This is a genomic window from Candidatus Villigracilis sp. (genome assembly GCF_057083605.1).
Map to the genome: position 1 here is coordinate 1 of NZ_JBXMTI010000102.1, position 22,081 is coordinate 22,081.

Annotated in this window: 18 protein-coding genes; 17 read left to right on the top strand and 1 reads right to left on the bottom strand. The window is 50.5% G+C overall.

Annotated elements, in window-relative coordinates:
* Together AC14M5_RS14870 and AC14M5_RS14875 are read left to right on the top strand one after the other, a co-directional pair.
* On the top strand, positions 1-200 hold a 200-nt coding region (locus AC14M5_RS14870), incomplete at its 5' end, for a hypothetical protein (RefSeq protein ID WP_484030467.1).
* Positions 167-1,183, top strand: a complete 1,017-nt coding sequence (locus AC14M5_RS14875) for a hypothetical protein (protein ID WP_484030468.1) — start codon at positions 167-169, stop codon at positions 1,181-1,183. The genes AC14M5_RS14870 and AC14M5_RS14875, both read left to right, overlap by 34 nt.
* A gap of 62 nt (positions 1,184-1,245) precedes the next feature.
* Here the strand turns inward: AC14M5_RS14875 and AC14M5_RS14880 are convergent, their stop codons facing one another.
* The gene (locus AC14M5_RS14880) at positions 1,246-1,683 is read right to left on the bottom strand and encodes a response regulator transcription factor (protein ID WP_484030469.1); all 438 of its coding nucleotides are present in this window, start codon (positions 1,681-1,683) and stop codon (positions 1,246-1,248) included.
* Between the two features lie 425 nt (positions 1,684-2,108).
* On the opposite strand from AC14M5_RS14880, the gene AC14M5_RS14885 reads away from it, so the two are divergent.
* From AC14M5_RS14885 to AC14M5_RS14955, 15 genes are all read left to right on the top strand, one after another.
* Positions 2,109-2,687 (top strand): GNAT family N-acetyltransferase, encoded by a 579-nt coding sequence (locus AC14M5_RS14885; protein WP_484030470.1) that lies wholly within the window; start codon positions 2,109-2,111, stop codon positions 2,685-2,687.
* Positions 2,688-2,696: 9 nt separating this feature from the next.
* Positions 2,697-3,269: a GNAT family N-acetyltransferase gene (locus AC14M5_RS14890; RefSeq protein WP_484030471.1), complete on the top strand. Its 573-nt coding sequence runs from the start codon at positions 2,697-2,699 to the stop codon at positions 3,267-3,269.
* Complete coding sequence (locus tag AC14M5_RS14895; RefSeq protein WP_484030472.1) at positions 3,247-4,248, top strand: GNAT family N-acetyltransferase; 1,002 nt, start codon at positions 3,247-3,249, stop codon at positions 4,246-4,248. Before AC14M5_RS14890 ends, AC14M5_RS14895 begins: the two co-directional genes overlap by 23 nt.
* Positions 4,249-4,301: 53 nt before the next feature.
* Complete coding sequence (locus AC14M5_RS14900) at positions 4,302-5,336, top strand: GNAT family N-acetyltransferase (protein WP_484030473.1); 1,035 nt, start codon at positions 4,302-4,304, stop codon at positions 5,334-5,336.
* A 30-nt stretch (positions 5,337-5,366) separates the two neighbouring features.
* Positions 5,367-5,810: a hypothetical protein gene (locus AC14M5_RS14905; protein ID WP_484030474.1), complete on the top strand. Its 444-nt coding sequence runs from the start codon at positions 5,367-5,369 to the stop codon at positions 5,808-5,810.
* 292 nt (positions 5,811-6,102) lie between these two features.
* Entirely contained in the window at positions 6,103-6,708 is a 606-nt protein-coding gene (locus tag AC14M5_RS14910; RefSeq protein ID WP_484030476.1) for an HAD family hydrolase, read from the top strand.
* Between the two features lie 56 nt (positions 6,709-6,764).
* The gene (locus AC14M5_RS14915; protein ID WP_484030477.1) at positions 6,765-8,099 is read left to right on the top strand and encodes a GNAT family N-acetyltransferase; all 1,335 of its coding nucleotides are present in this window, start codon (positions 6,765-6,767) and stop codon (positions 8,097-8,099) included.
* Positions 8,100-8,361: 262 nt separating this feature from the next.
* Positions 8,362-9,168: a DUF4388 domain-containing protein gene (locus AC14M5_RS14920; RefSeq protein ID WP_484030478.1), complete on the top strand. Its 807-nt coding sequence runs from the start codon at positions 8,362-8,364 to the stop codon at positions 9,166-9,168.
* A gap of 28 nt (positions 9,169-9,196) precedes the next feature.
* Positions 9,197-9,736 (top strand): GTP-binding protein, encoded by a 540-nt coding sequence (locus AC14M5_RS14925; protein WP_484030479.1) that lies wholly within the window; start codon positions 9,197-9,199, stop codon positions 9,734-9,736.
* Positions 9,737-9,757: 21 nt separating this feature from the next.
* Positions 9,758-10,555 carry an alpha/beta fold hydrolase gene (locus AC14M5_RS14930; RefSeq protein WP_484030480.1) on the top strand — a complete coding sequence of 266 codons (798 nt, stop codon included), beginning with the start codon at positions 9,758-9,760 and terminating at the stop codon, positions 10,553-10,555.
* Entirely contained in the window at positions 10,552-11,175 is a 624-nt protein-coding gene (locus AC14M5_RS14935) for a V4R domain-containing protein (RefSeq protein WP_484030481.1), read from the top strand. The genes AC14M5_RS14930 and AC14M5_RS14935 overlap by 4 nt, the downstream gene beginning before the upstream one ends.
* Before the next feature lie 78 nt (positions 11,176-11,253).
* On the top strand, positions 11,254-12,531 hold the full coding sequence (locus tag AC14M5_RS14940) for an LbetaH domain-containing protein (protein WP_484030482.1): 1,278 nt from the start codon (positions 11,254-11,256) through the stop codon (positions 12,529-12,531).
* A gap of 24 nt (positions 12,532-12,555) precedes the next feature.
* Positions 12,556-13,659, top strand: coding sequence for an SDR family NAD(P)-dependent oxidoreductase (locus AC14M5_RS14945; protein WP_484030499.1), 1,104 nt, complete (start codon positions 12,556-12,558; stop codon positions 13,657-13,659).
* A gap of 84 nt (positions 13,660-13,743) precedes the next feature.
* On the top strand, positions 13,744-14,649 hold the full coding sequence (locus AC14M5_RS14950; protein ID WP_484030483.1) for a response regulator: 906 nt from the start codon (positions 13,744-13,746) through the stop codon (positions 14,647-14,649).
* A 16-nt stretch (positions 14,650-14,665) separates the two neighbouring features.
* Positions 14,666-22,072 carry a GAF domain-containing protein gene (locus AC14M5_RS14955; protein ID WP_484030484.1) on the top strand — a complete coding sequence of 2,469 codons (7,407 nt, stop codon included), beginning with the start codon at positions 14,666-14,668 and terminating at the stop codon, positions 22,070-22,072.
* Positions 22,073-22,081: the final 9 nt, after the last annotated feature.

Here is a 22,081-nt window from a genome sequence, read left to right on the forward strand (position 1 = left end):
CGCCTGAAGAAGATCAAGATCGCTGTTCATTAATCAATCAGTTGCAATCAAACAAAGAGACGCATGATCTGTGCGTCTCTTTGTTTCTTAAAGGCAAATTTAATCTTTCTCTTCCCATGAAATCAAGCAGTATAATTCTGGAATTCTTTTCATCTGGAGTAACCTTGTGCGTGTTAAATATTTTCTCTTCGCCATCTTGATCATTGCCATGTTGAGCGCCTGTGGAGGTTCTTCCACAGAAGTCGCTGCTCCAACTGTTGTCCCGACTCATACGCCGCTGCCAACTGCCACCCTGATCCCAACCCCATCCACCCCGTTGGCGATTCTCGTCCTGCCTGCGGATATGGATAAAACTTCATCTGATCTGTATCAGAAAACAGTTTATGACCTTGCACAAGAATCTGGTTTTCGCTTTCAGGTTCGCAACCTGCTTACTCCTGAAGACCTCGCTGACCCAACTTTAAAAGTAGTGATCGCTTTGCCGCCTGACCCGGGAATTGCATCATATATTTCCACCGCGCCAGGGGTGCAATTCCTTGCCGTGAACATTCCCAACCTGACCGCGGGCGGAAATTTGAGCGTTCTTGCCCCGGATACCCAGGTGGATTTACCCGCTTTCCTCGCAGGTTATACAGCCGCAATGATCACAGAGGAATATCATATTGGCATGTTGATCCCTCAAGGTGATACGGATGCACAGCGCGCTTACACTGCCTTTCAAAATGGGATGAAATATTATTGTGGCCTGTGTCGAAGATTTTATTTCACACAATACGAGTACCCAACATTTCTTGAAATTCCAGCCGATGAAGACCCGGGCAGTTATGGCGGTTATGCCAACGTCCTCATCAACGACCGCGATGTGGATACCCTTTACATTTACCCCGCCCTCGCAACCCCGGATTTTCTCGCTTATGTTGGCACAACAGGCGCGTTGCTTTTTGGGACGTCCATGCCAGAGCCTCGCCCTGGCGGCTGGGTGATGACCATTAGCCCGGATACGGTCAAGGCGATACAAACTGCCTGGCCCAGCTTGATCGCAGGGCAGGGCGGAATCAACGTTCAATCTCCGCTCGGAATTGCGGATGTGGACGAAAGCCTTCTCCCCGCTGGAAAACTCCGCCTCGTTCAGGAAACTCTGGATAGCTTACTGGCAGGCCGAATTCTAACCAGTACCCCATAAGAAAACGACGGGCATATTGCCCGTCGTTTTCTTATAACAACTCTCTGGAGGAGGAGAGAAATCTATATATGAACCCCGGCAGATTGTGAGTAAGGAATAGCCCACTCCTGCCGAACCAGCCAAGCCATAGACTTGATCAAGAGTGCCATCGGGCTGATGGGGGCCGAGAGAAACTCATCCACGCCTGCCTGAAGGTATTCGGAGATTTCCGCTTCAGTGCCTTTTGGGGCAAGCAGTAAAAGGGTTCCGTTGGTCGTCTCACGAAGTTCACGGCAAAGTTTGATAAGTTCAGGCCCGCCCAGGTCAAGATCCAGGACGATGAGCGAAGGGACGAGCAGGCGTGAAGTTTGCAGGGCATCTCTTGTGGATGTCTCGCTGACTACATGGCAGTTCTTTTGTTCAAAGAGAGTCTCCCAAACCTTCACCATTTCAGCGTCCTGCGAGATGATCAGGACAGAGTGCATTTCATTGAAGCTTGCATCGGATTTCCAGGAAACCATCTTCTTCTTCCTTTCTGTGTGTATAAATATTATGTGGTTGGGAACGAGGGAATTGGTAGTGACCCTCTAGTACTATTTTTTAAGCACATACTTGACGTAGTTTTGACTTACGTGATAAACTCACGTTCGCTTGAAAGAAAAGCAAATTTACTGAAAGGAGGCGCACGCCCATGTTTATGAACAAGTTTTACATCATCCCCTCTCTCGCCGGCATCGCTGGTGTTGATTCTCGCAGTGCGCCTGTTCGTCGCTAGACCCCTATTGTCGTCTGGCGACCACGGCGCTCCACGAGCCCGTGGTCGTTTTTATTTAACTGTTAAACAGCCATGGGTTCATAATGACCTATGGCTGTTTTTTTATTTTGTTCATGCTCCCGCTCTTGCGGGGGCTTAGCCCCCGCAAGAGCGGGGTGGAGTGAGGAAATCATGTTAGACATTCAAACTCAATTGTTTGAAGCGAAGGATGTCCGTTTCGGTCCCATCGACCATGAAACGCATCCCGACATCGAATCCAAATGGACGCATGACGCCGAATTCATGCGCCTGATGGAACTAAAACCCGTTCGCCCACTTTCACCTGCAATGGTCAAGAAGCAATACGAAGCCATCGAGAAGGAAATGGAAGAGGACAAGAACATGTTCTATTTCACCATCCGCACCCGCGCAGATGACCGTTTGATCGGCAAGGCGCTCGTGGAATGGGTCGATTGGACGAACGGCAACGGCTTTATCAGCCTTGGCATTGGCGCCGCAGAAGATAGACGCAAGGGTTATGGTTCGCAGGCATTAAGTATGCTATTGCGTTATGCCTTTGGTGAATTGAATCTCTATCGCGTCACTGCGGTTGTGCCTGCTTACAATGAAGGCGCGATCCGTCTCTTTCAGAAGTTCGGTTTTATGGAAGAGGTGCGCAGGCGCAAAGCCATACATCGTGATGGAGAATTTTGGGACCTCGTCTCTTTCGGCTTGTTAAATGCCGAATGGCGCGAGCAGGTAACGGCGTAGGGTGAAGCGATGAAAGACTTATATCGCGGCACCCTCGTCCGCCTGGCATCTGAGTCAGCGGAGACCATGGCCAAATCTTTTGTCAAATGGGATCATGACTCGGAGGCGCATCGGCTTGGTGATAGTGCGCCTGCGCATTTGTGGTCTGAGAAGAAGCTCAAAGAGCTTGCTGAAAAGAAAGATGAAAAACAAGATAACAGTTTTCGCTTTGCGATCCGCACGCTTGACGAAGATAAACTGATCGGTGTTGCATCGCTGTGGGTTCAGCGTTGGGTTCACAGCGATGCCTGGCTTGGCATTTACATTGGCGAACGTGAATATTGGAGCAGAGGCTTTGGCACCGATGCCATGCGCCTGATCGTGCAATACGGATTCAGCGAACTCAACCTGCGGCGCATCACGCTGGGCTTGCACGCTTATAACGAACGCGCTTTGAAAACCTATTTAAAAGTTGGCTTTCAATTGGAAGGAAGAATCCGCGGCAAAGGCTTGCGCGACGGCGTTCGTTACGATGATCTTTATATGGGCATTCTATATGAAGATTGGATGGAGATGAACAATGAAAAAAGAATCGCTTCTTGATCTTAACTTGAAGCTGCGTGCCGCTCAATGGGCGGATCTCAACCCTGTTGCACAACTCATCTATGACGTGTGCGAAGCAGATGGAGATACAACCGTTGCTGCAACACCTGAAGAGTTGGAACATCAGTGGCGCACAGAAGCTTTAAACCCTGAAAGAGATGCCTGGCTCGTCGAGACCAAAGACGGGCAGGTGGTTGGTTACGGTGAGCTCGCCAACATAAAGGACCACGCTCATTTAGGCACAGATATTTACGTGCATCCCCAATTCAAGGGCCGCGGATTGAGCGATGTGATATTGCAAAGGGTGAAGGAACGTGCCCTAGAAGAAATAAAACTTGCTGAGCCAGATTTACGTGTCTTTATCCACAGCACCATGGATGGCAAGGATGAAGAAGGTAAAAAAGCTCACGAAGCCGAAGGCTTTGTATCCGTTCGCTTTCACTGGCGCATGGAAATTAAACTGGAGGTCCCTCCACCGGCGCCTGCCTGGCCTGATGGCCTTGAACTGCGTCCATTTGTCAAAGAAGATCACGCGATTGCCATCTGGCAGGCAGAAAACGAATCCTTCAGTGAGCATTGGGGTAGCCATGGTTCAACATTTGAAAAATGGTCGCTCCGCAAACTGGGCAGACCCGAATTCGATCCAAACTTATGGCTGATTGCCTGGGATGACGACCAGATTGCAGGTTTCTCCCAAAACCGCTATCGTAGCGGCATTGGCTGGATCGGTACTTTAGGAGTCCGCCTTCCCTGGCGTAAAAAGGGACTTGGGCTGGCTTTGCTCCAACATTCTTTCAGCGAATTCTACAAGCGTGGCATGAAGACCATCGGCCTGGGTGTGGATGCATCCAATACCACAGGTGCAACTCGTTTGTATCAGAATGCAGGCATGTATATAGCCAGTGAGTTCGTTACCTATGAAAAAGAATTACGTGCTGGTAATACGGAGTCCGAAGTAATGGAGTCCGAAGTCCCCTGACTTCGGTGCAAAATCGGGAGATTTTGCAGTCCTAATATTTTATAGAGGAGATCATGAAAACAGTGCTTGAAAAATCAAAAGCTGAATTGCCAAAAGGATTTGCTGTCCGAGGCGCGAATGCGGATGATGTTGAATCCGCCTTGAAATTATTCAACACCTGGTCGCAATCTGTGATTCAACAAAATGACATCATAGATGCGGGAGCCATTCGCAATGAGTGGGCCTCACCGGGGTTTGACCCCGCGCGGGATATTCGTCTCGTCTTCTCGCCTGATGGAATGCTGGTTGGCTATATCGAAGTTTGGACAACCGCCAAGCCGCCTGTCCACCCGTGGTTGTGGGGACGAGTCCATCCTGAGTTTGGCGGTCTGGGAATAGGCACATGGTTGTTGCAATGGGCTGAAGAACATGCTTGCAGGGTATTGGATGAATTGCCTGCTGATCTTCGATTCGCCCCTCGTGTGGGCATATACCGCTCTGCCACAGAGTCCAAAAAGCTATTTGAGGATATGGGCTTTGGGCAGATTCGCAGCTCCTATCAAATGCGAATTGACTTAAAAGAAGCGCCTCTTCCTCCGCTGTGGGCGGATGGCATCACCCTGAAGATTGCCGACCCTGAAAAAGATATACGAGCCGTTTATGAGGCAGCTGAAGAATCATTCCGCGATCATTTTGGGCACATTCCAGAACCTTTTGAAGAAGGATTTGCACGCTTTAAACATTTCATGCTGGGAGAAGGCTCTGACCCAAGCCTATGGTTCCTTGCCATGGATGGCAACGAGATCGCCGGGGTTTCCCTCTGCCGTCCCAATTCCTATGACGATGTTGATCTGGGGTGGGTAAATACCCTGGGAGTCCGCCGTCTCTGGCGCAAACGTGGAGTTGGATTGGCGCTCCTTCAGCATAGTTTTGCTGAATTCTATAAACGCGGCAAACGCAAGGTCGGCTTGGGTGTAGATGCGCAAAACCTGACTGGCGCATTACGGCTGTACGAGAAGGCAGGTATGCATGTTCACCTGGCTTTTGACCTATATGAAAAGACGATTCGCTCTGGACGTGAAATCAGTGTAGAATCTCTACCAGAATAAACAAACGGTTTCCGTAACAAGGAGAGATTTATGAACCTGCGCTGCATTTATTGCCAAACCCCGTTCACCCTCAGCCGCACCGAAATGCTGGGTGCGATTGTCAATATGAACGAAAAGAACCAGAATCACTACGATGCGCATTGCCCGCGATGCCGCCGCGCCAATTCCATCTCACGCCAGAGAATGGAGTTATTCTTCCCCAATTGGCGTGAAGCCGCTAAACAGCAGGCATCTGAGCCAGCCGCGCCCGCTGCGCCACCGCCTACACCTGCTTCTGCCATGTTAAAGACCGAACCTATTACAAAAGCAATGAGAGTGGCAGCAAACAAGACCAAAACCAAGACGACAACGAAAACAACTGCCAGGAAGAGGCCAGCTTCTGCTGCGACCTCGAAGGCCAAGAAAACAGTTGCCAAGAAAACCACGGCTGCAAAATCAGTGGCTAAGAAAGCTCCCGCAAAAAAGAAGAAGTAACCAACTCTGCGGGACCATGAGATTGCAGGGTTGTGATAGATTATTGTGGGCCGACCTCGCGCACAAGCAGTTTTGAATTTTATACAAAGCCAAGAAGATCAACCTCTTTAAGGCTTTGTATTTTTATCGCCTGTCGATAAAGTTACGTGAATAATGGATAAAAAAATTAGGCTGTTGTGTCACCCTGAGGAAGCACGTTCTCTGCGACCGAAGGGTCTCCGTTTGCGGTGTCAGAGATGCTTCGGGGCGAAGAGCGCCCCTCAGCATGACACAGCGAGAGTAAGGATAACCAATGAGCATTCGTGCAGTTTTTTTTGATTTTGGCGGTGTCATTCAATGCACCGAATTCCAATCCCCGCGCCAGCATTTGGCCGAACGCTTCGGCATGGACTATGATGATATTGACAAACTTGTTTTTGCAAGCCAATCAGCGCGGCGTGCATCCATGGGCGAGATCACAGAAGATGCGCATTGGTCGTATGTGTTGAAACGACTCAAACGTCCCACCTCTGAAATGCAGATCATAAAAGATGAATTCTTCGGCGGCGATGTGATCGACCTCAACCTGGTCAGCTTCATTCGATCCCTGCGCAGAAAATTTCATACGGGTTTGATCTCCAACGCGTGGAACGGAATGCGTCCCTTTCTTGAAAAGGAAAAGTTGATCGAACTTTTTGAGACTGTCATCATTTCGGCTGAAGCAGGTGTAATGAAGCCTGAGGCGAGAATCTATCAACTTGCGTTGGAGCAGGCCAGGGTCAAGGCAGAAGAAGCGGTCTTTGTGGATGACGTCCAAGTCAATATTGATGCCTGTCAACAGATCGGCATGAAAGGCATCTTGTTCAAAGACCCGCAAACCGCAATGGATGAATTGAAAAAATTATTGAAGATCAAATGAAATGCAAACGGGGGATTTCCTTTGATCGTCGAAAGTCTGGAACCATGAATACAAAAATGAAACAAGAATTATTTATACGCGATCTTGGCGATGGGTTGATCCTGCGCCATGCTTCATCTGAAGATGCGGAGGCACTTGCGGATATTAACAGCCGTATGCACAGCGACGATGGGCCCGACAAACCAGACCTTCGCATCGCTGCCTGGATCCGTGACCTGGTTGCCAAACCCCATCCGTCTCTCAGCCCGGGCGATTTCACTATCGTCGAAGAGTCTTCCACTGGACGTGTGGTCTCCACCTTATGTTTGATCCCCCAAACATGGAGCTACGACGGCATTGAATTTGGCGTGGGGCGTCCCGAGTTGGTTTGCACCCTGCCCGAATTTCGCAAACGTGGGCTTATCCGCATTCAAATGGATGAAGTTCATAAATGGAGCACCGAACGCGGACATCTGGTACAGGTGATTACGGGCATTCCATATTTTTATCGTCAGTTTGGTTACGATATGGCGCTCAATCTTGGCGGGCGGCGTTATGGGTTCGAAGCTCAAGTGCCAGCCTTGAAAGACGGCGAGACCGAGCCATTCATCATTCGTCCCGCCGAAGAAAAAGATATTGATTTTGTACTGCAACTCTATACAGAGTCGCAAAAGCGTTATGCTATCTCCTGCAAGCGTACGCCTGAAAATTTCCGCTATGAAATAAATGGGCAAAGCAGTGACAACGTTAATCGTTTTGATTTGATGCTGATCGAAAATCCAAAAAGGGAACGCGTTGGGTATTTTCTGCACAATACCAACTTGTGGGGAGGTGGCGTGTATGCCCTTGGCTATGAACTGGTTAGAGGCGTTTCATGGCTGGATGTTTCACCCAGTGTGGCGAGACATTTGTGGAAGAAAGGCGGCGAATACGCCGAGCGCGATTCGCTGACACGATCTTCGTTTGGTTTTAGCCTCGGTGATGATCACCCAGCGTATGAAGCGCTGGATGATAGACTGCCAGCCCGGCGCCCTCCTTATTCATACTATGTGCGTGTGCCAGATTTGCCTGCATTTTTGAATCAAGTCAAGCCTGCGTTGGAGAAACGCTTGGCCGAGTCTATTGCGGCAGGACACACTGGTGAGTTGAAGATCAGTTTTTATAACAGCGGACTGCATATGGTCTTTGAGAACGGCAAGATCATTGCCATCGAACAACTTCAAATTGTTTCGAGAGAGGAACCTGATGCAAGCTTCCCCGACCTCACCTTCTTGCATCTCCTCTTTGGCCATCGCAGTCTGGATGAGTTGCGCCATGCCTTCACGGATTGTTATTGGGAGAATAACACTGGGCGGGTTCTGTTGAATGCTCTGTTTCCCAAACGCCCATCGGATGTGTATGCGATCTACTAAAAAGTTGTAAGGAACTCTGAAGTGGGGCAGTTCACTTGCCCTGTGGGTGCTGCCCAACTTTCCATCAGTAAGCTGATGGAGCCCAGAGTGGTGAATCCTTTTCTTGTAAGCAGAGCCAACTCGCAGTGCATGGAAGAGGCGTGCGTCGCACTTCGCATTTTTCATTTCCCAAACAAGAGTGATAGGAAGATTAATTGACGCATTATGAAGTTTGCATGTATAATTTTCCAACCTATCCCTTTTCAGGGTAAGTAGAGGACATATGGCCCTGCGTGGAAATTTACGCGATTTTACAATTACACAACTTCTCAATCTAATCAACCTGGCCAGCAAAACTGGCACTTTGGTCGTGGATGGGGCGGCGGAACAGGCCTATATTTCATTCCGTGATGGAAAGCTGGCTTATGCCAGAATTGGCAAGGAAGATGGAAGCCTGGCTTCTGTTCTTCATAAAGCCAATAAGATCAATGCCAACCAATACCGCGCGATTGCAGACCGTGCCGGCCAGATGACCGATAAAGAACTTGGATTGCTTCTTATTAATGCGGGTTATGTAACACAGGAGGATATTCTCCTGAATTTGCAGGGATATTTCACTGAGGTGGTTCGCAAGTTGTTCACCTGGGTGGAGGGGATATTCCGCTTTGAGAACGAAATGCTTCCCCCGGAAGACCGCATTAATGTAAGGCTTGATCTTGAAAATATTATTATCGAAGGTTCACGCCAGTTGCGCGAGCTTGAGCAGTTGCAGGATGAGATTCCTAGTTTGGATATGGCGCTTAAGTTCACGGAGCGGCCGCTTACTAATGTAAATTTGAGCGTGGACGAATGGAAAGTGGTGAAGTTCGTTGACCCGAAGAATACGATGCGTCAGATCGCGGGCACGAATAAGCTGACCGAAATTGAGATCCGTAGGATCGTATACGGTCTTTTGCAAGCTGGGTTGGTTGAATTGGTGCGCCCTGCCGGCGTTCCTGTTCAGCAAAACCCGAAGATGTTCCCAACACCGGACAAAGAAGAACAGAAATCATTGATCAACAAACTGATCGGCCGCATTCGCTCGATGTAATGCAATAAAGGTCAGAAGGATAAGAACTATGCAAACGGTCAAAATGGTAGTGACAGGTCCATTCAGCGCTGGCAAGACTCAATTCATTCAGTCCGTCAGCGAAATCGATGTTGTCGCCACGGAACGCAGGATCTCTTCAGACGAAGAACGCTCTGTTAAATCTGCAACCACGGTGGCCATGGATTTCGGCCGTATCACGGTCGATGAGGATCTGGTATTGTATCTGTTTGGCACTCCCGGACAGAAGCGTTTCGATTTCATGTGGGAAATTCTTTCTGAAGGCATGTTAGGCTTTATTGTTATGGTTGATAGTACCCGCCCTGAAACTTTCCGCGAGGCGCGCTCCATTCTTGAAACTTTCCGCGCCTATGCTCCCACTCCTTTTGTGGTTGCCGCAAACAAACAGGATATGGAAGATTCATGGGAGCTTGAAGATGTGCGCCATGCCTTGCGGCTTGATAAGCACACCAAGCTTTTGCCTTGTGTCGCCACAGATCGTGATACCGTGAAGACGGTTTTGCTTGAGTTGTTATACAGCATCCTAAAAGAAATGGAATCCGGGAAATAGGGGGCGGGTTAGTCATTTGCTGTGTCATCAATCACCACCGACCAGGGAATTGTTCATTATGAAGTTTACGGACGCGGCCGTCCTGTAATCCTTTTGCACGGATGGCTTGGGTCATGGGGGTTATGGCAGGAGACTATGGCGTACCTGGGCGCTTTTTACCGCACCTACGCATTGGATTTTTGGGGTTTCGGTGAATCCGGTAAGAAACGTGAGACCTACGCTGTTTCAGATTTTGTCAGCCTCGTCAATCAATTCATGGAGCAGTTGGGTATTGTCCATGCGCCGCTGGTGGGGCACAGCATGGGCGGCACGGTCAGCCTTTCTGTAGCCATTAAATATCCCGAACGGGTCAGCAAGGTTGTGGTGGTGGGGTCGCCAATGGTGGGTTCGTCGCTTGCACCTTTGCTTAAACTGGCAGGATATCGCCCGATAGCATTTATGCTTTTCAACATGATGGGGGTCTTTCGCACAGGGATGCGTATGTACTCTCCTTTTATATGCAGGGACCCGCGCTTCCCAGATATGATGGATCGCGACCTTTCCCGTACCACTGTTGAATCTTTTCTGCGTTCTATCGCTTCGCTTCGCCGCACAGACCTGACTCCCATGCTTTCACAGATCAAAGTCCCTGCCATGGGGATGTATGGGGATAAGGATGTCATCGTGCACCCGATGCAGTGGCAGCCCATGCAAAAGGGGATACAAAAAGCAGTGATCGAGCGTTTTCCTACAGCGGGTCATTTCCCAATGTTGGAAGAGCCGACCGCTTTCAGCCAAAAATTAAAAGCATTCCTCGATCAAGATATCCCAACCCAATGAGCAGCGAATCACTCTTTTATCCGCAGAAGATGGCGAGGATCATTTTCCTGGGCATGGAGGAGGTGATAGGGAAGGGAGGGGTGGATGCCATTCTTCGTCACGCATCACTTGAAAGGTTAATTGAGAATTACCCCCCGCCGCGGCCAGAGCGGACTTTTTCATTTGAAACTGTCAGCCTCCTGCAGAGCACATTGGAATATGCATACGGCCCACGCGGCGGGCGCGGATTGGCTTTGCGCACCGGGCGCGCCTCTTTCAAATATGGTCTTAAGGAATATGGCTCCATGCTCGGGCTGACTGAGACGGCATTTCGCCTGCTTCCACTTTCCACAAAGCTGCATACTGGCGCCAGGAAATTTGCCGAACTCTTCAACAAACACACAGATCAAAAAGTGCGCCTGGAAGAAGCGGATAATAAAATATTTTGGCATATCGAGCATTGTCCGCTGTGTTGGGGCAGGATTGCAGACGAGCCAATTTGTCACTTGGCGGTGGGATTGTTGCAGGAAGCATTGTATTGGTTGAGCGGGGGCAAGGTTTTTAACGTGGAAGAGACGGCCTGTATCGCCCGCGGCGACCAGGTCTGCACCATCACAATAGATATAGTTCCATTTTCGTAGCGGGGAAGGTCATTAATAACAGTTTTGTTTTGTCGCCTGCCGTGTTTTTACCTATACTTTGATTTATAATCCTTGAATATGCTTAAGATCATTCTTCACGCGCAGAATCAGATCATGCCTTTTTGCGAGCCTGCGCGTGAATTGCGCATCCAAAACTCGCCGCTCTGGCTGCATCAGCGCAATTTGCTCGCACCTTACGTGACGCGTGAAATGGAACTGAAGCAGGGTGAACGCCTTCAGCCCGTGCGCGAGCAGACCATTGTTTACCGCGATAATCTATATTTTGACGAATTCTATATTAAAGCGTTTATGGACGAGGCAATAAAGCGCAATCGCCCGGTCCGCGCGGCTTTTCGCGCCGATGACCCTGCCTTCCGTGAACATGCCCTGCCTCTTTCCACATCCTATACCCCTGCGGGGAGCTTGTATCTCGCGGATTTGTGGTATTACCCGAACGGCCCCATGGCGGGTGTGGAACCGCTTGTGATCGATATGCAGGCGCGTGAGATCGGTTATTACCATGTGCCTACTTACATGGGTGACCAAAGCGGCGACCTTGTCTTTCAAGTTCCCTTGCGCGCCATGATGGCGATTGACTCATGGGTGCACGTCTTTATTGCCGATATGGTCTTTAGTCAATTTGCGCGTGGGGCGCGTTTTGAGAAACGGTTGAACGAGGATGCAGGTTTTAAAGTAAAAATTCTCGCCAAGGCCATTTATGAGGGCCGTCAGGTTTTGGAATCCTCTGAGCTGGTGAAGGTGGGCAAAGGCTGCATTATTGACCCTAGCGCTGTGATCCATGGGCCTGCAATTATTGGAGATAACGTCACCATCAATGCGGGCGCAGTCATCGAGAACAGCGTGATCGGGAATAACGTCAATATTTCACAGGATGTACAGGTGATGCTTTCAGTAGTTGGCGATGGCGCCTTTCTGCCCTTCCGTGCCGCTTTGTTTATGACCACCTTAATGGAAAACAGCATGTTGGCGCAAAACACATGCCTGCAAATGTGCGTGATCGGAAGGAATACCTTTATCGGCGCTGGTTCCACCTGGACGGATTACAACCTGATCCCTGCCCCCATCCGTGCACGAGATGGAAATGGCAAGCTAAGCATTTCCAACCGCCCGGTGATGGGTGGCTGCGTGGGGCATAATTGCCGCATCGGTTCTGGGATGATCATTTATCCCGCGCGCACCATCGAATCTGATGTTGTGCTGGCGGCTTCCGCTGAAAGACGCGTGATCGACCGTGATATTACTTTTGACCAAAGCGACCACCACCACCTCAGGCTTGCTCACTTGCATCAAACCCCATATCACAGACATCTGAAAGCCGAGGTGGAGTCTTGGTAAATGGTTGTCGAACTTGGTCAAGATATGGATAGTTTCGCCTTCATTATTCACCCCATCGATCCAAAACGCGATGTAAGCCGAAAGTTCCCGTTTTTAGGAAAAACACTTTCAGAAAAACAAATAGATTTTTTCTCTACCTTCTTCCCCCCGGTTTACATTTCGGAGATCGAAGGTATTACATCGCAAGCTACAGGCAAGGTGATCAAAGGCTGGTTTATTGCCTGTCCCTACACACCGCGCCGCATGATGCAGTTGCCTGAGCGTACGGTCTATCGTAAAATTGTCCAGACCGGGCATATGGCTGAGAAACTTGGTGCAGATATTCTTGGCCTGGGTGCCTTTACCTCGGTGGTAGGCGATGCTGGTGTAACAATTGCAAATGCCCTAGATGTGCCCGTCACCACCGGCGATTCCTTCACAGTTGCCATGGCCGTGCAAGCTATACGGGAAGCAGCAAAAGTGATGGATATAAACATGGCAGATGCGACGGTTGCCGTTGTAGGCGCTACAGGAGCCATTGGCCGCGTCTGTGCGGACTTGTTAGCTGGTGAGGCCGCCCGCACTTTGCTCGTGGCCCGGCATGAAGATAAACTCGAAGCCCTGCGAGACAGGCTCCAGGTCCACGCAAGAAGCGAGCTTGTCACCTGTACCAAAATGGATGTTTTAAAGGATGCGCAATTGATTTTAACGGTCACCAGTTCGATCCAGGATGTCATCCGCCCCGAGCATTTGCAGCCGGGCAGCGTTGTGTGTGATGTGGCACGCCCCCGTGATGTTTCTGCAATGGTCGCTGCGGTGAGAGATGATATATTAGTGATTGACGGCGGAATGGTGGATGTGCCAGGCCCCGTGGATTTCCATTTTAATTTCGGCTTTCCAGAGGGAAAAGCATATGCCTGTATGGCTGAAACGATTGCGCTGGCTTTGGAAGGCCGTTTTGAGGATTACACTGTTGGCAGAGATATTACGCTTGAACGTGTGCAGGAGATCACTGCAATTGCAGAAAAACACGGATTTCGCATGAGTGGTTTTCGTTCATTCGAGCGCGAAGTCACCAATGAACAGATCGAAGCCGTTCAACAAAACGCCCGCAAAGGGAAACGGACGCGCTTACAAAGTGCCGCATGAATAATTGGACCAAAATTATGTTGCCAACTCGAAATTTCAATAAAAAATTTGGAAAAACTTTAAGACAAGCGGCAGGAGGCTCACATGGGAAATGCTCGCCTTTTGGTAGTTGAAGACGATATCGATATCGCGAACATGCTCAAGATCTACTTCACGGGCATGCAATATGACGTGGATGTAGCGCACCGCGGAAAGGATGCTTTGGAAAAGACAAAGCAGGTCCTGCCGCATTTAATTGTGCTGGACATCATGCTGCCGGATATCGATGGATATGAGGTGTGCCGTAATTTGCGCACCAGCACCCGCACCAGCCATATCCCGGTCATCTTCCTGACCCAAAAAGATGAACGCAGTGACAAACTACAAGGCCTTGAACTGGGCGCAGATGATTACATTACCAAGCCTTTCGATATTGAGGAATTGAAGCTGCGTGTGCAGGGCGCGATCCGCCGTTCGGAGCGTGAGAGCCTGACCGATCCGCGTTCTGGTTTGCCGGCTGGTCGTTTGATCGAAGAACAATTACGCCGCATCATCCGTGAAACGGAGTGGGCGCTTCTGGATGTGCGCATCAACAACTTTGAGCCCTTCAAGGATGTGTATGGCTTTGTGGCAGGCGATGATGTGATGCGTTTTGCGGCGATGTTGATCGGCGAGGTCGTGGATGAGTTGGGGACGGCGAACGACTTTATCGGCCACGCAGGAGGCGATAACTTCATCATCATCACCACAAATGAAGCCGCGCCGAACATCCGCCAGAAATTAAAAGAGCGTTTCGCAACTGAAGTCCAGAGTCACTATAACTTCATTGACCGCCAGCAGGGTTTCATCCAGGCGCCCAAAGCTGAGGGCGGCGTGGAGAAGGTGCCCTTCATGACATTTTCTGCAGGATTGGTTTCACCAAGTTTGCATTCCTTTGCTGATATTCGTGAGATCACTGAGCTCGCAGCCGAGGCTCGAAGACAGGATGCGGCGGCTGCCTCAACCGCCTGATAGGTGATTTTTTTCGATGTTTTCCGGGTTGGGAGTTAGCCTGTTTCTTGCTGGGCTGGTGGTTGTTGCACTGGCTTGGGCAGTTTTGCGCATTTTTCCGCGCTCTCAAACCGTTAATCAATTAGATACAAATTCCTTTAAATCCCCTGACTCTACAAAATCAAATGAAGCAGTCATTATTCTCCAGCCCGGTGGGAGAGTGGAGCATATCAGTGAACCTGCGCGTTCATATTTTGATTTGCGTGAGAACGAACCTTATGATCTGGAAAGCCTCGCACGGCGGGTGCGTCCTTCTGATGATTTTCTGGATCTGTGCGCAGCTCCCGGTTCCAAACGTGTTTCCATCAGCGGAAAGTTGGTGGAAATTGCTTCTTATGAGGTGCCGGGCATATACCCGATGATGTTGATCTCTTTGCGTGGACGCGATTTTTCCCCATCACTGGAACAAGGCAATGGCGCATCCGGGGAGATCCTGCGGGTTGCCACGGAATTTAGTCAGGGCATTGCGGCCAGCCTGGATCTTGCAACGACGATCCAATCTATTCTGGATAACGTCAGCCGCCTTATACCTTCCGATGTACTTGAATTGAAATTGTGGGATGCGGAGCGTCAGGCTTTGATCCCGTATCGTTTTCAGCAATCCAATTTAACCCGTGTGGTGACCGCTCCATTATCTCAATTTGGGAGCCTGACGAATCACCTGATCGCGCGTAGGACTCCCATTATGCTTGCGGATACACGTTCACAGCCTGAACTCGCTGGAAATGGCGAATTGTTGCCCATTCAATCGTACGTGGGTATTCCTCTCCTGGCGGGCGGCGAATTGGTGGGGGCTTTGGAAGCTGGTCAGACAAGCGGCGGGGCATTTGGTCAGCATGATCTTGATCTCCTGGTGCTCGTGGCTGGGCAATCGGCGGTTGCCATCCGCAATGCCAAGTTATATGAAGATGAACAAAAACGTGTTGCAGAACTCACCGGGCTTGCAAACCTAAATCAATCGCTTGGCTCCGTGCGGGATGTACAGGATATTTTTGCACGCCTTGTGGAGAGTGTTGCCCCTTTATTCTCTGCAGACATCATTGGCTTTCTGCTCTATGATGAAGAAAAGCGCACGCTTGAGGGCAAAGTTCCATTTCATGGGTTGCCCGCCCACTTTGTTCAAATTTATCGTACCACTGTAACTATGGATGGCCCCGCTGAACAGATCATCGCAAGCCAGCAGCCCATCCTTACTTTAAATACTGTAGATGACGAGAATTGGCGGGCACTTGGCCTGGCGGATGTAGCTACGGCGGCCAGTTTGCATGATAATGCCCTGATGCCGTTGGTTTCATCCGGGCGTATGCTCGGATACTTCCAGGTGGGACATCACACCCGCGGTGTTTCGGCATTTTCTACAGAAGAAATCCGTTTGATGAACATTGTGGCAAACCAGGCCGCAGCCATCATTGAAAATGTTTTGCTGGTGCAGCAGGCTCGCACGCGTGCGCAGCGTGCTGATGCTTTGCGCCGCATTGCCAGCCTTTCTGCTTCCTCCGCCACATTGGAAGAGATACTTAAATATTCTGTGCGGGAATTGGCTAATCTTTTTCAAGCAGATACAGGCGCCATCTTTTTGATGGATGAAGCGCGCGGCGCGTTGCGTTTACGCCGTGAGTCGATGGTTGGTGTCTCTGAGGATATTAGTGCTTCCTTCATCCAGATCTTTGTGGATGATCCCAGTTATCGTTATACAGTTTCTGGAAGCCAGAAGCCCTACCTCTCCGGGCGTTTGAGCACTGACCGAAGAGTCCTGCCTGTCTATCGTCCGCTGGCTACGGCGTTGATGATGGAATCAGCCATCGTCGTACCTTTGGTGGCGCGTGACCGCAGCATCGGCGAATTAATGCTCGGCAGCAAGAAAGCTGATTTCTTCAATAACTACGATCTTCAAGTGGTATCCACCGCAGCAGGCCAACTGGCTACCGCGGTGGATTCGGCGGGTCTGCTTGCACAAACAGATGACTCTTTGCGGCGGCGTGTGGATCAACTCTCAGCGATCACGCGCATCAGCCGGGAGCTGGGGGCCTCTCTCGATGTCCGACACTTGCTTCAAGTTGTACATGACGAAGGTTTGCGGGCCGTACAGGCAGATTGTTTGTCCATCATTCTATTTGAAAACAATTCCGAGTTGGATGATCCCAAGATTCAATTATTCAATGGCTGTGAGGAAGCTCGTGATTTAACTGCTCTTGAGCAAAAAACCTTGAAGACGGGTGAACCGCATATCATTGACGATTTTTCGGAGGAGGAAATTCCCCCGCCACATGATGGCGTTCGCTCGGCGATCATTGCCCCGATCATCTACCAAACGCGTTTGATCGGTCTGATCAATATGCATTCCAAGTCGGCGGGTTACTTTAGCCTTGAAGTAACCGAACTGGTGCAGACCTTGGCTGTGCAGGCGGCCATTGCTTTGAGCAACGTCCAACGCTATCAAACTGAAAAACAACGCGGTGAATTAATGCGCCGCCGTGCAGATACGCTTGTGCGTCTTACCGATGTAAGCTACAGCCTTGGTCACGATCAACCATTAGACCAGGCTTTGCAGATCATTGCACGTGGCATCCGCGATTCCACTCCATTCCGTGTAGTGCTGATGAGCATTGTAGAACAGGAAACGGGAATGATGCGCCGCCTGACCGGGGTGGGGATTCCCCAGGAAACCCTGAGTGAATTGCTGGCTCGCAAACAACCCCTTTCAAGCGTGCTGCAGCTCATGCGGCCTGAGTTTAAGATAAGCCGATCCTACTTTATTCCAGTCGACCAGACCCCGGTTGTGCCATCAGATCTTCATATGGTCACGCTGGATGTTTCCTCGCCTGCGACCAAATCCGTCAATACTTGGGATCCGGATGACTTTCTGCTGATTCCGCTTGAAAACGCGGAGGGACACATCGTTGGGCTTATCAGCCTGGATGACCCTTCCAATGGCTTGCGCCCAGACCGGGCAACGATTGAAGCGGTTGAGGTTTTTGCCGCTCAAGCCGCGTTATTAATTAGCAATCTTTTGCGTCAGGGTGAATTGCGTACCCGCATCGATTCGCTTTCATCCGGCTTGCAGCGCCAGCAAAAGCTGCTTGATGTTACCCAGAATGATCTGCCCGTTTTGCTCCATAAAGATTTAGAGCAAACCATTTCCATGCACAACCTGGACCGGCGCGCCCAACGTGTTCGTGCAGGGCTGGCGATCACTGAATCGGTCAGCCGACAGTTGGACGCATCCTCCGCTTTGTCTGCGCTTGGGCGTGAGACGCTTACACAGCTTGGTATGTCTGTTGCGCTGGTCGCAGAGAATACTGTGGAGGGGCCGCGTCTTCTGCATGTTATGGGGAGTTTGCCGCGTTCCACGAATGTAGAGGCATTATTCGGGCAGCGGAATCCTTTGCGGGCCTGTTTGCAGACTGGCGCTCCCATCCTTATCTCCAACTTGGATGAAGATGATGAGTGGCGTGATGCCTCCCTGCTGACCTCGCTGCGGGCAAAAGGCGTGATCTGCCTTCCTATCCTGGTGGAGAATAGACCCGTGGCGGCAATGCTTGCCGTCAGCCCGGAGTCGATGACATCCTTTACCGATGAAGATCATCAAGTCTATATGCAGATTTCACAGCAGACGTCCCTGATCCTGCAAAATATCTCCCTGCTCAATCAAACGCGCCGCAGGTTGGATGAAGTGAATCTACTGCTTGATTTCAGCCGTCAGTTGTCAGGTATGGACCCGGATGCGATTATCAAGTCATTGCTGGATAGTTCACGGCGCGTCCTTCAACATGCTCATGCAGGCGCAGTGCTGGTATGGAATCCAAAAAGCGAGACGCTTACCCCGCGAGCCGCATCAGGTTATGCCGATAACAATAGCATGATGAAGATTAATTATCGGCAGGGCGAGGCCTTACCTGGTAATACCTTTGCGAGCAAACATGTACGCCGTGTGGATGAGATCAATTTTGTGCGTGATTACAATCTAAGCGCGGAAAACCTTGCCCTGTATCGCCAGGCAACAGGCGGCCGCTTGCCAGTTTCCTGCCTGCTGGTACCGATTGTAACCACTGACCAGAGTTTAGGTCTGCTGGTACTGGATAATTTCAACGCAACCGCCGCCTTCAAACCAGAAGATGAAGCGTTGCTGCTTTCGTTGGCCCAACAGGTTGCTCTGTCGCTGGATAACCTTCGCCTGGTACAGGCCACGCAGGAACGCGCCGGCCAGCTACAAGCGTTGAACGATGCGTCTGCTTCGCTCACATCCAGTTTAAGAAGTGATCAACTGGTCAATACATTGCTTGATCAACTCAGCCCCATCATTCCATACGATACGGCAACGCTCTGGCTGCGTGATAAAGACCGCCTTTCAGTGGCCTCTGCCCGCGGTTTTTCAGATGCTGAACAGCGCCTTGGTCTATCCATTTCCGTTACAGATAGTGTGCTATTCAAAGAAATGGCGGTAACGGGCCAACCCATCCTGGTGCGAGACGTTCGCGAAGATTCGCGCTTCCCGCCTTTGGAAGCTCCGCGCCTTTCATGGCTTGGTATTCCGTTAATATCCAAAAGTGAATTGATGGGTGTGCTCGCTGTGGAAAAATGGCAGGCTAATTTTTACACTCGCGAACAGATGCAGGTCGGCCTTACCTTCGCCAGCCAATCGGCTGTTTCACTGGATAATGCCCGCCTGTATGAAGACAGTGTGAGCCGTGCCACAGAGTTGGATCAGCGCTCACAGCGCCTTACGATTCTTTACCGCTTCACATCTGCTCTAACTGGCTCGTTGGATACGGATCAGATTTTGAATTTGACGGCTGATGAATTGCTCAAAGGCCTGGGTGCGCGCCGCGTCTCTGTTGTGACCTTTGAGCGGGGTCAGGCGTTCTGGAAAATTTCCACTCCTCGAACTCGCATCAAATTGCCAAAGCCATTACCGGATGCGCCCATCTTCAGCCGTTTGCGCGAGTCACTTGGTATTTTCAATACCGATGATGCCCGCAATGAGCCTGATCTCGCACCTCTCAGTGAATTGCTTGGTGAAAACACAACTGCCTTGCTGATCCTGCCACTTGCAAGCGAACAAAACCTGACCGCCCTCATCTTCGCTCAAATGACAGGCGATGCACGGTTTGGCTTCAATGAACTTGAAGTGGCGCGCACCATTACAAATCAAGCTACGATTGCACTTGAGAACGCACGTTTGTATCAATCTTCCGTCCGCACAGCCGAGCGCTTCGCCATTCTCAATGAAGCTAGCTCCCTCATCAGTGCCAGCCTCGACCCGCAGGAAGTTTATGCCTCCGTCCATAAGGTGGCTGAACGTCTCATGCCATTGGATTCGTTCGTGATCACCCTGCTCGACGAAGAGAAGAACCAGATCGAACCTGTCTATCTCCTTGACCGTGGCAAGCGATTTGCAGGTGAGCGTGTCCCCTTTGGAAAAGGGATGAGCAGTGAAGTGATCAAATCTGCTAGGCCCATCTTGATCTCTACCAGTGAGCAGGCAAACAAATTGGATGCAATTCAGGCTGGTGAAGAGGATCAACAGACGCAATCCATTGTGGCCGTCCCCATGATCGTAGGCGGCAAGACACTTGGTATGCTCTCTGCTCAGAGTTATCAGGCTGGGCTTTACACCGAAGAAGATACGCAGGTGCTCGGTACACTGGCAAACCAGGCCATCATCGCCATCCAGAACGGACGGTTATTTGCCGAAACACAGGACCTGGCATCACAGCTTGAAATACGCGTTGTGGAGCGCACGGCTCAATTGCAGCGTGAACAGCAGAATACAGAAACACTCCTTCGCATTCTTACAGAAGTTTCCTCCAGCCTCGACCTGGAACGCGCGCTTAACCGTACACTCGCATTGCTAAATGAAGCCATCGGCGCAGAGCAAGGTACCATTTTAATGGTACAGGCCGAGGATAATCTTTTGCATTATCGTGCAGGCTACGGCTACCTCTCAGACCGTTCCATCCCCGGCAGCCGAGGCTTTACATTGAAGATTGGTGAAGGTCTTGGCGGTTGGGTTGTGAAAAACCGTGAGGCGGTCCTTGTGGATGATTTGCATCAAGACCCCCGCTGGGTGCGCAGTGCTTCCTCCGGGCAGGATCATCGCAGCGCGATTGCAGTTCCCATGCTGGTCGGTGAAGATGTGATCGGCGTATTGATGGTCTTCCAGCGCACTCAGAACTTCTTCAGCACCGAAATGCTCAATCTGGTCAAGGCTATTGCCGGGCAAGTGGCCGTGGCAATTAACAACGCTCACCTGTATGAATTGATCCGTGACCAGGCCGAACGCCTTGGTGTGATGCTTCGCAAGGAACAGGAAGATGCCAGCCGTTCGCAAGCCATCCTCGAAGCTGTGGCAGATGGCGTGCTTGTCACGGGTGCAGATAACCGCATCACATTCGTTAACTCGTCTTCGGAAAAAATCCTCAATACTGATATGTCACGCCTGCTTGGCAATTCATTGGAAAAACTGGGCGGCACTTTTGGGCAATCTGTCAGCACGTGGATCGAAACTATTCGCCTCTGGTCGGAAGACCCCTCCACATATGAGCCAGGTGACACCTACGCCGAACAATTGGAATTGGAAAATGGCCGTATTGCGCTCGTCCACCTTGCACCGGTGATCCTGCAAAATGATTTCCTCGGTACGGTATCCATCTTCCGCGATGTTACTCATGAAGTTGAAGTGGATCGTTTGAAATCTGAATTTGTGGCAACCGTAAGCCATGAACTTCGCACACCCATGACAGCCATCAAAGGTTATGTTGATATCCTAACAATGGGCGCGGCAGGAGCCTTGAACGAAAATCAGGTACATTTCCTCGATATTGTGCGTAACAATATCGACCGTCTCAATACCCTGGTTAGTGACCTGCTTGACATCTCACGCATTGAAGCGGGACGTGTCTCGCTCAAATCACATCCTGTCGACCTGCATGCCATTGCCGAGGAAGTTGTCGCAGAAGCGTTGAGCCGCTCTCACACTGAGAACAAACCCATGGCGCTCTCTCTGGAAGTTCCAAAAGACCTGCCGCCCGTCAATGCCGATGCGGATAAGGTGCGCCAGATACTTGGAAACCTGGTGAACAATGCCTTTAACTACACACCGCAGAATGGAACGATCCTGGTGAACATTCACCACCAAAATGGAGAAGTACAGGTGGATGTTCAGGATAACGGCGTCGGCATCGCGCCCGAAGACCAGGCGCGTATATTTGATCGTTTCTTCCGCGGAGAACATCCGCTGGTTCTCGCAACACCCGGAACCGGACTTGGATTGCCAATTGTCCGCCAACTGGTTGAAATGCATAACGGCCGTATTTGGATGACGAGCACGGGCGTGCCGGGTGATGGCAGCACTTTTTCCTTCACCCTGCCTGTTAAGAAATAATGGAGATTG

Bases quoted from the DNA above. Each gene is read 5' to 3' on its own strand.
- AC14M5_RS14885 (WP_484030470.1), top strand. From the start codon at position 2,109: ATGTTAGACATTCAAACTCAATTGTTTGAAGCGAAGGATGTCCGTTTC.
- AC14M5_RS14945 (WP_484030499.1), top strand. From the start codon at position 12,556: ATGGATAGTTTCGCCTTCATTATTCACCCCATCGATCCAAAACGCGAT.
- AC14M5_RS14935 (WP_484030481.1), top strand. From the start codon at position 10,552: ATGAGCAGCGAATCACTCTTTTATCCGCAGAAGATGGCGAGGATCATT.
- AC14M5_RS14890 (WP_484030471.1), top strand. From the start codon at position 2,697: ATGAAAGACTTATATCGCGGCACCCTCGTCCGCCTGGCATCTGAGTCA.
- AC14M5_RS14910 (WP_484030476.1), top strand. From the start codon at position 6,103: ATGAGCATTCGTGCAGTTTTTTTTGATTTTGGCGGTGTCATTCAATGC.
- AC14M5_RS14925 (WP_484030479.1), top strand. From the start codon at position 9,197: ATGCAAACGGTCAAAATGGTAGTGACAGGTCCATTCAGCGCTGGCAAG.
- AC14M5_RS14940 (WP_484030482.1), top strand. From the start codon at position 11,254: ATGCTTAAGATCATTCTTCACGCGCAGAATCAGATCATGCCTTTTTGC.
- AC14M5_RS14900 (WP_484030473.1), top strand. From the start codon at position 4,302: ATGAAAACAGTGCTTGAAAAATCAAAAGCTGAATTGCCAAAAGGATTT.
- AC14M5_RS14915 (WP_484030477.1), top strand. From the start codon at position 6,765: ATGAAACAAGAATTATTTATACGCGATCTTGGCGATGGGTTGATCCTG.
- AC14M5_RS14950 (WP_484030483.1), top strand. From the start codon at position 13,744: ATGGGAAATGCTCGCCTTTTGGTAGTTGAAGACGATATCGATATCGCG.
- AC14M5_RS14895 (WP_484030472.1), top strand. From the start codon at position 3,247: ATGAAAAAAGAATCGCTTCTTGATCTTAACTTGAAGCTGCGTGCCGCT.
- AC14M5_RS14905 (WP_484030474.1), top strand. From the start codon at position 5,367: ATGAACCTGCGCTGCATTTATTGCCAAACCCCGTTCACCCTCAGCCGC.
- AC14M5_RS14920 (WP_484030478.1), top strand. From the start codon at position 8,362: ATGGCCCTGCGTGGAAATTTACGCGATTTTACAATTACACAACTTCTC.
- AC14M5_RS14880 (WP_484030469.1), bottom strand. From the start codon at position 1,683: ATGGTTTCCTGGAAATCCGATGCAAGCTTCAATGAAATGCACTCTGTC.
- AC14M5_RS14955 (WP_484030484.1), top strand. From the start codon at position 14,666: ATGTTTTCCGGGTTGGGAGTTAGCCTGTTTCTTGCTGGGCTGGTGGTT.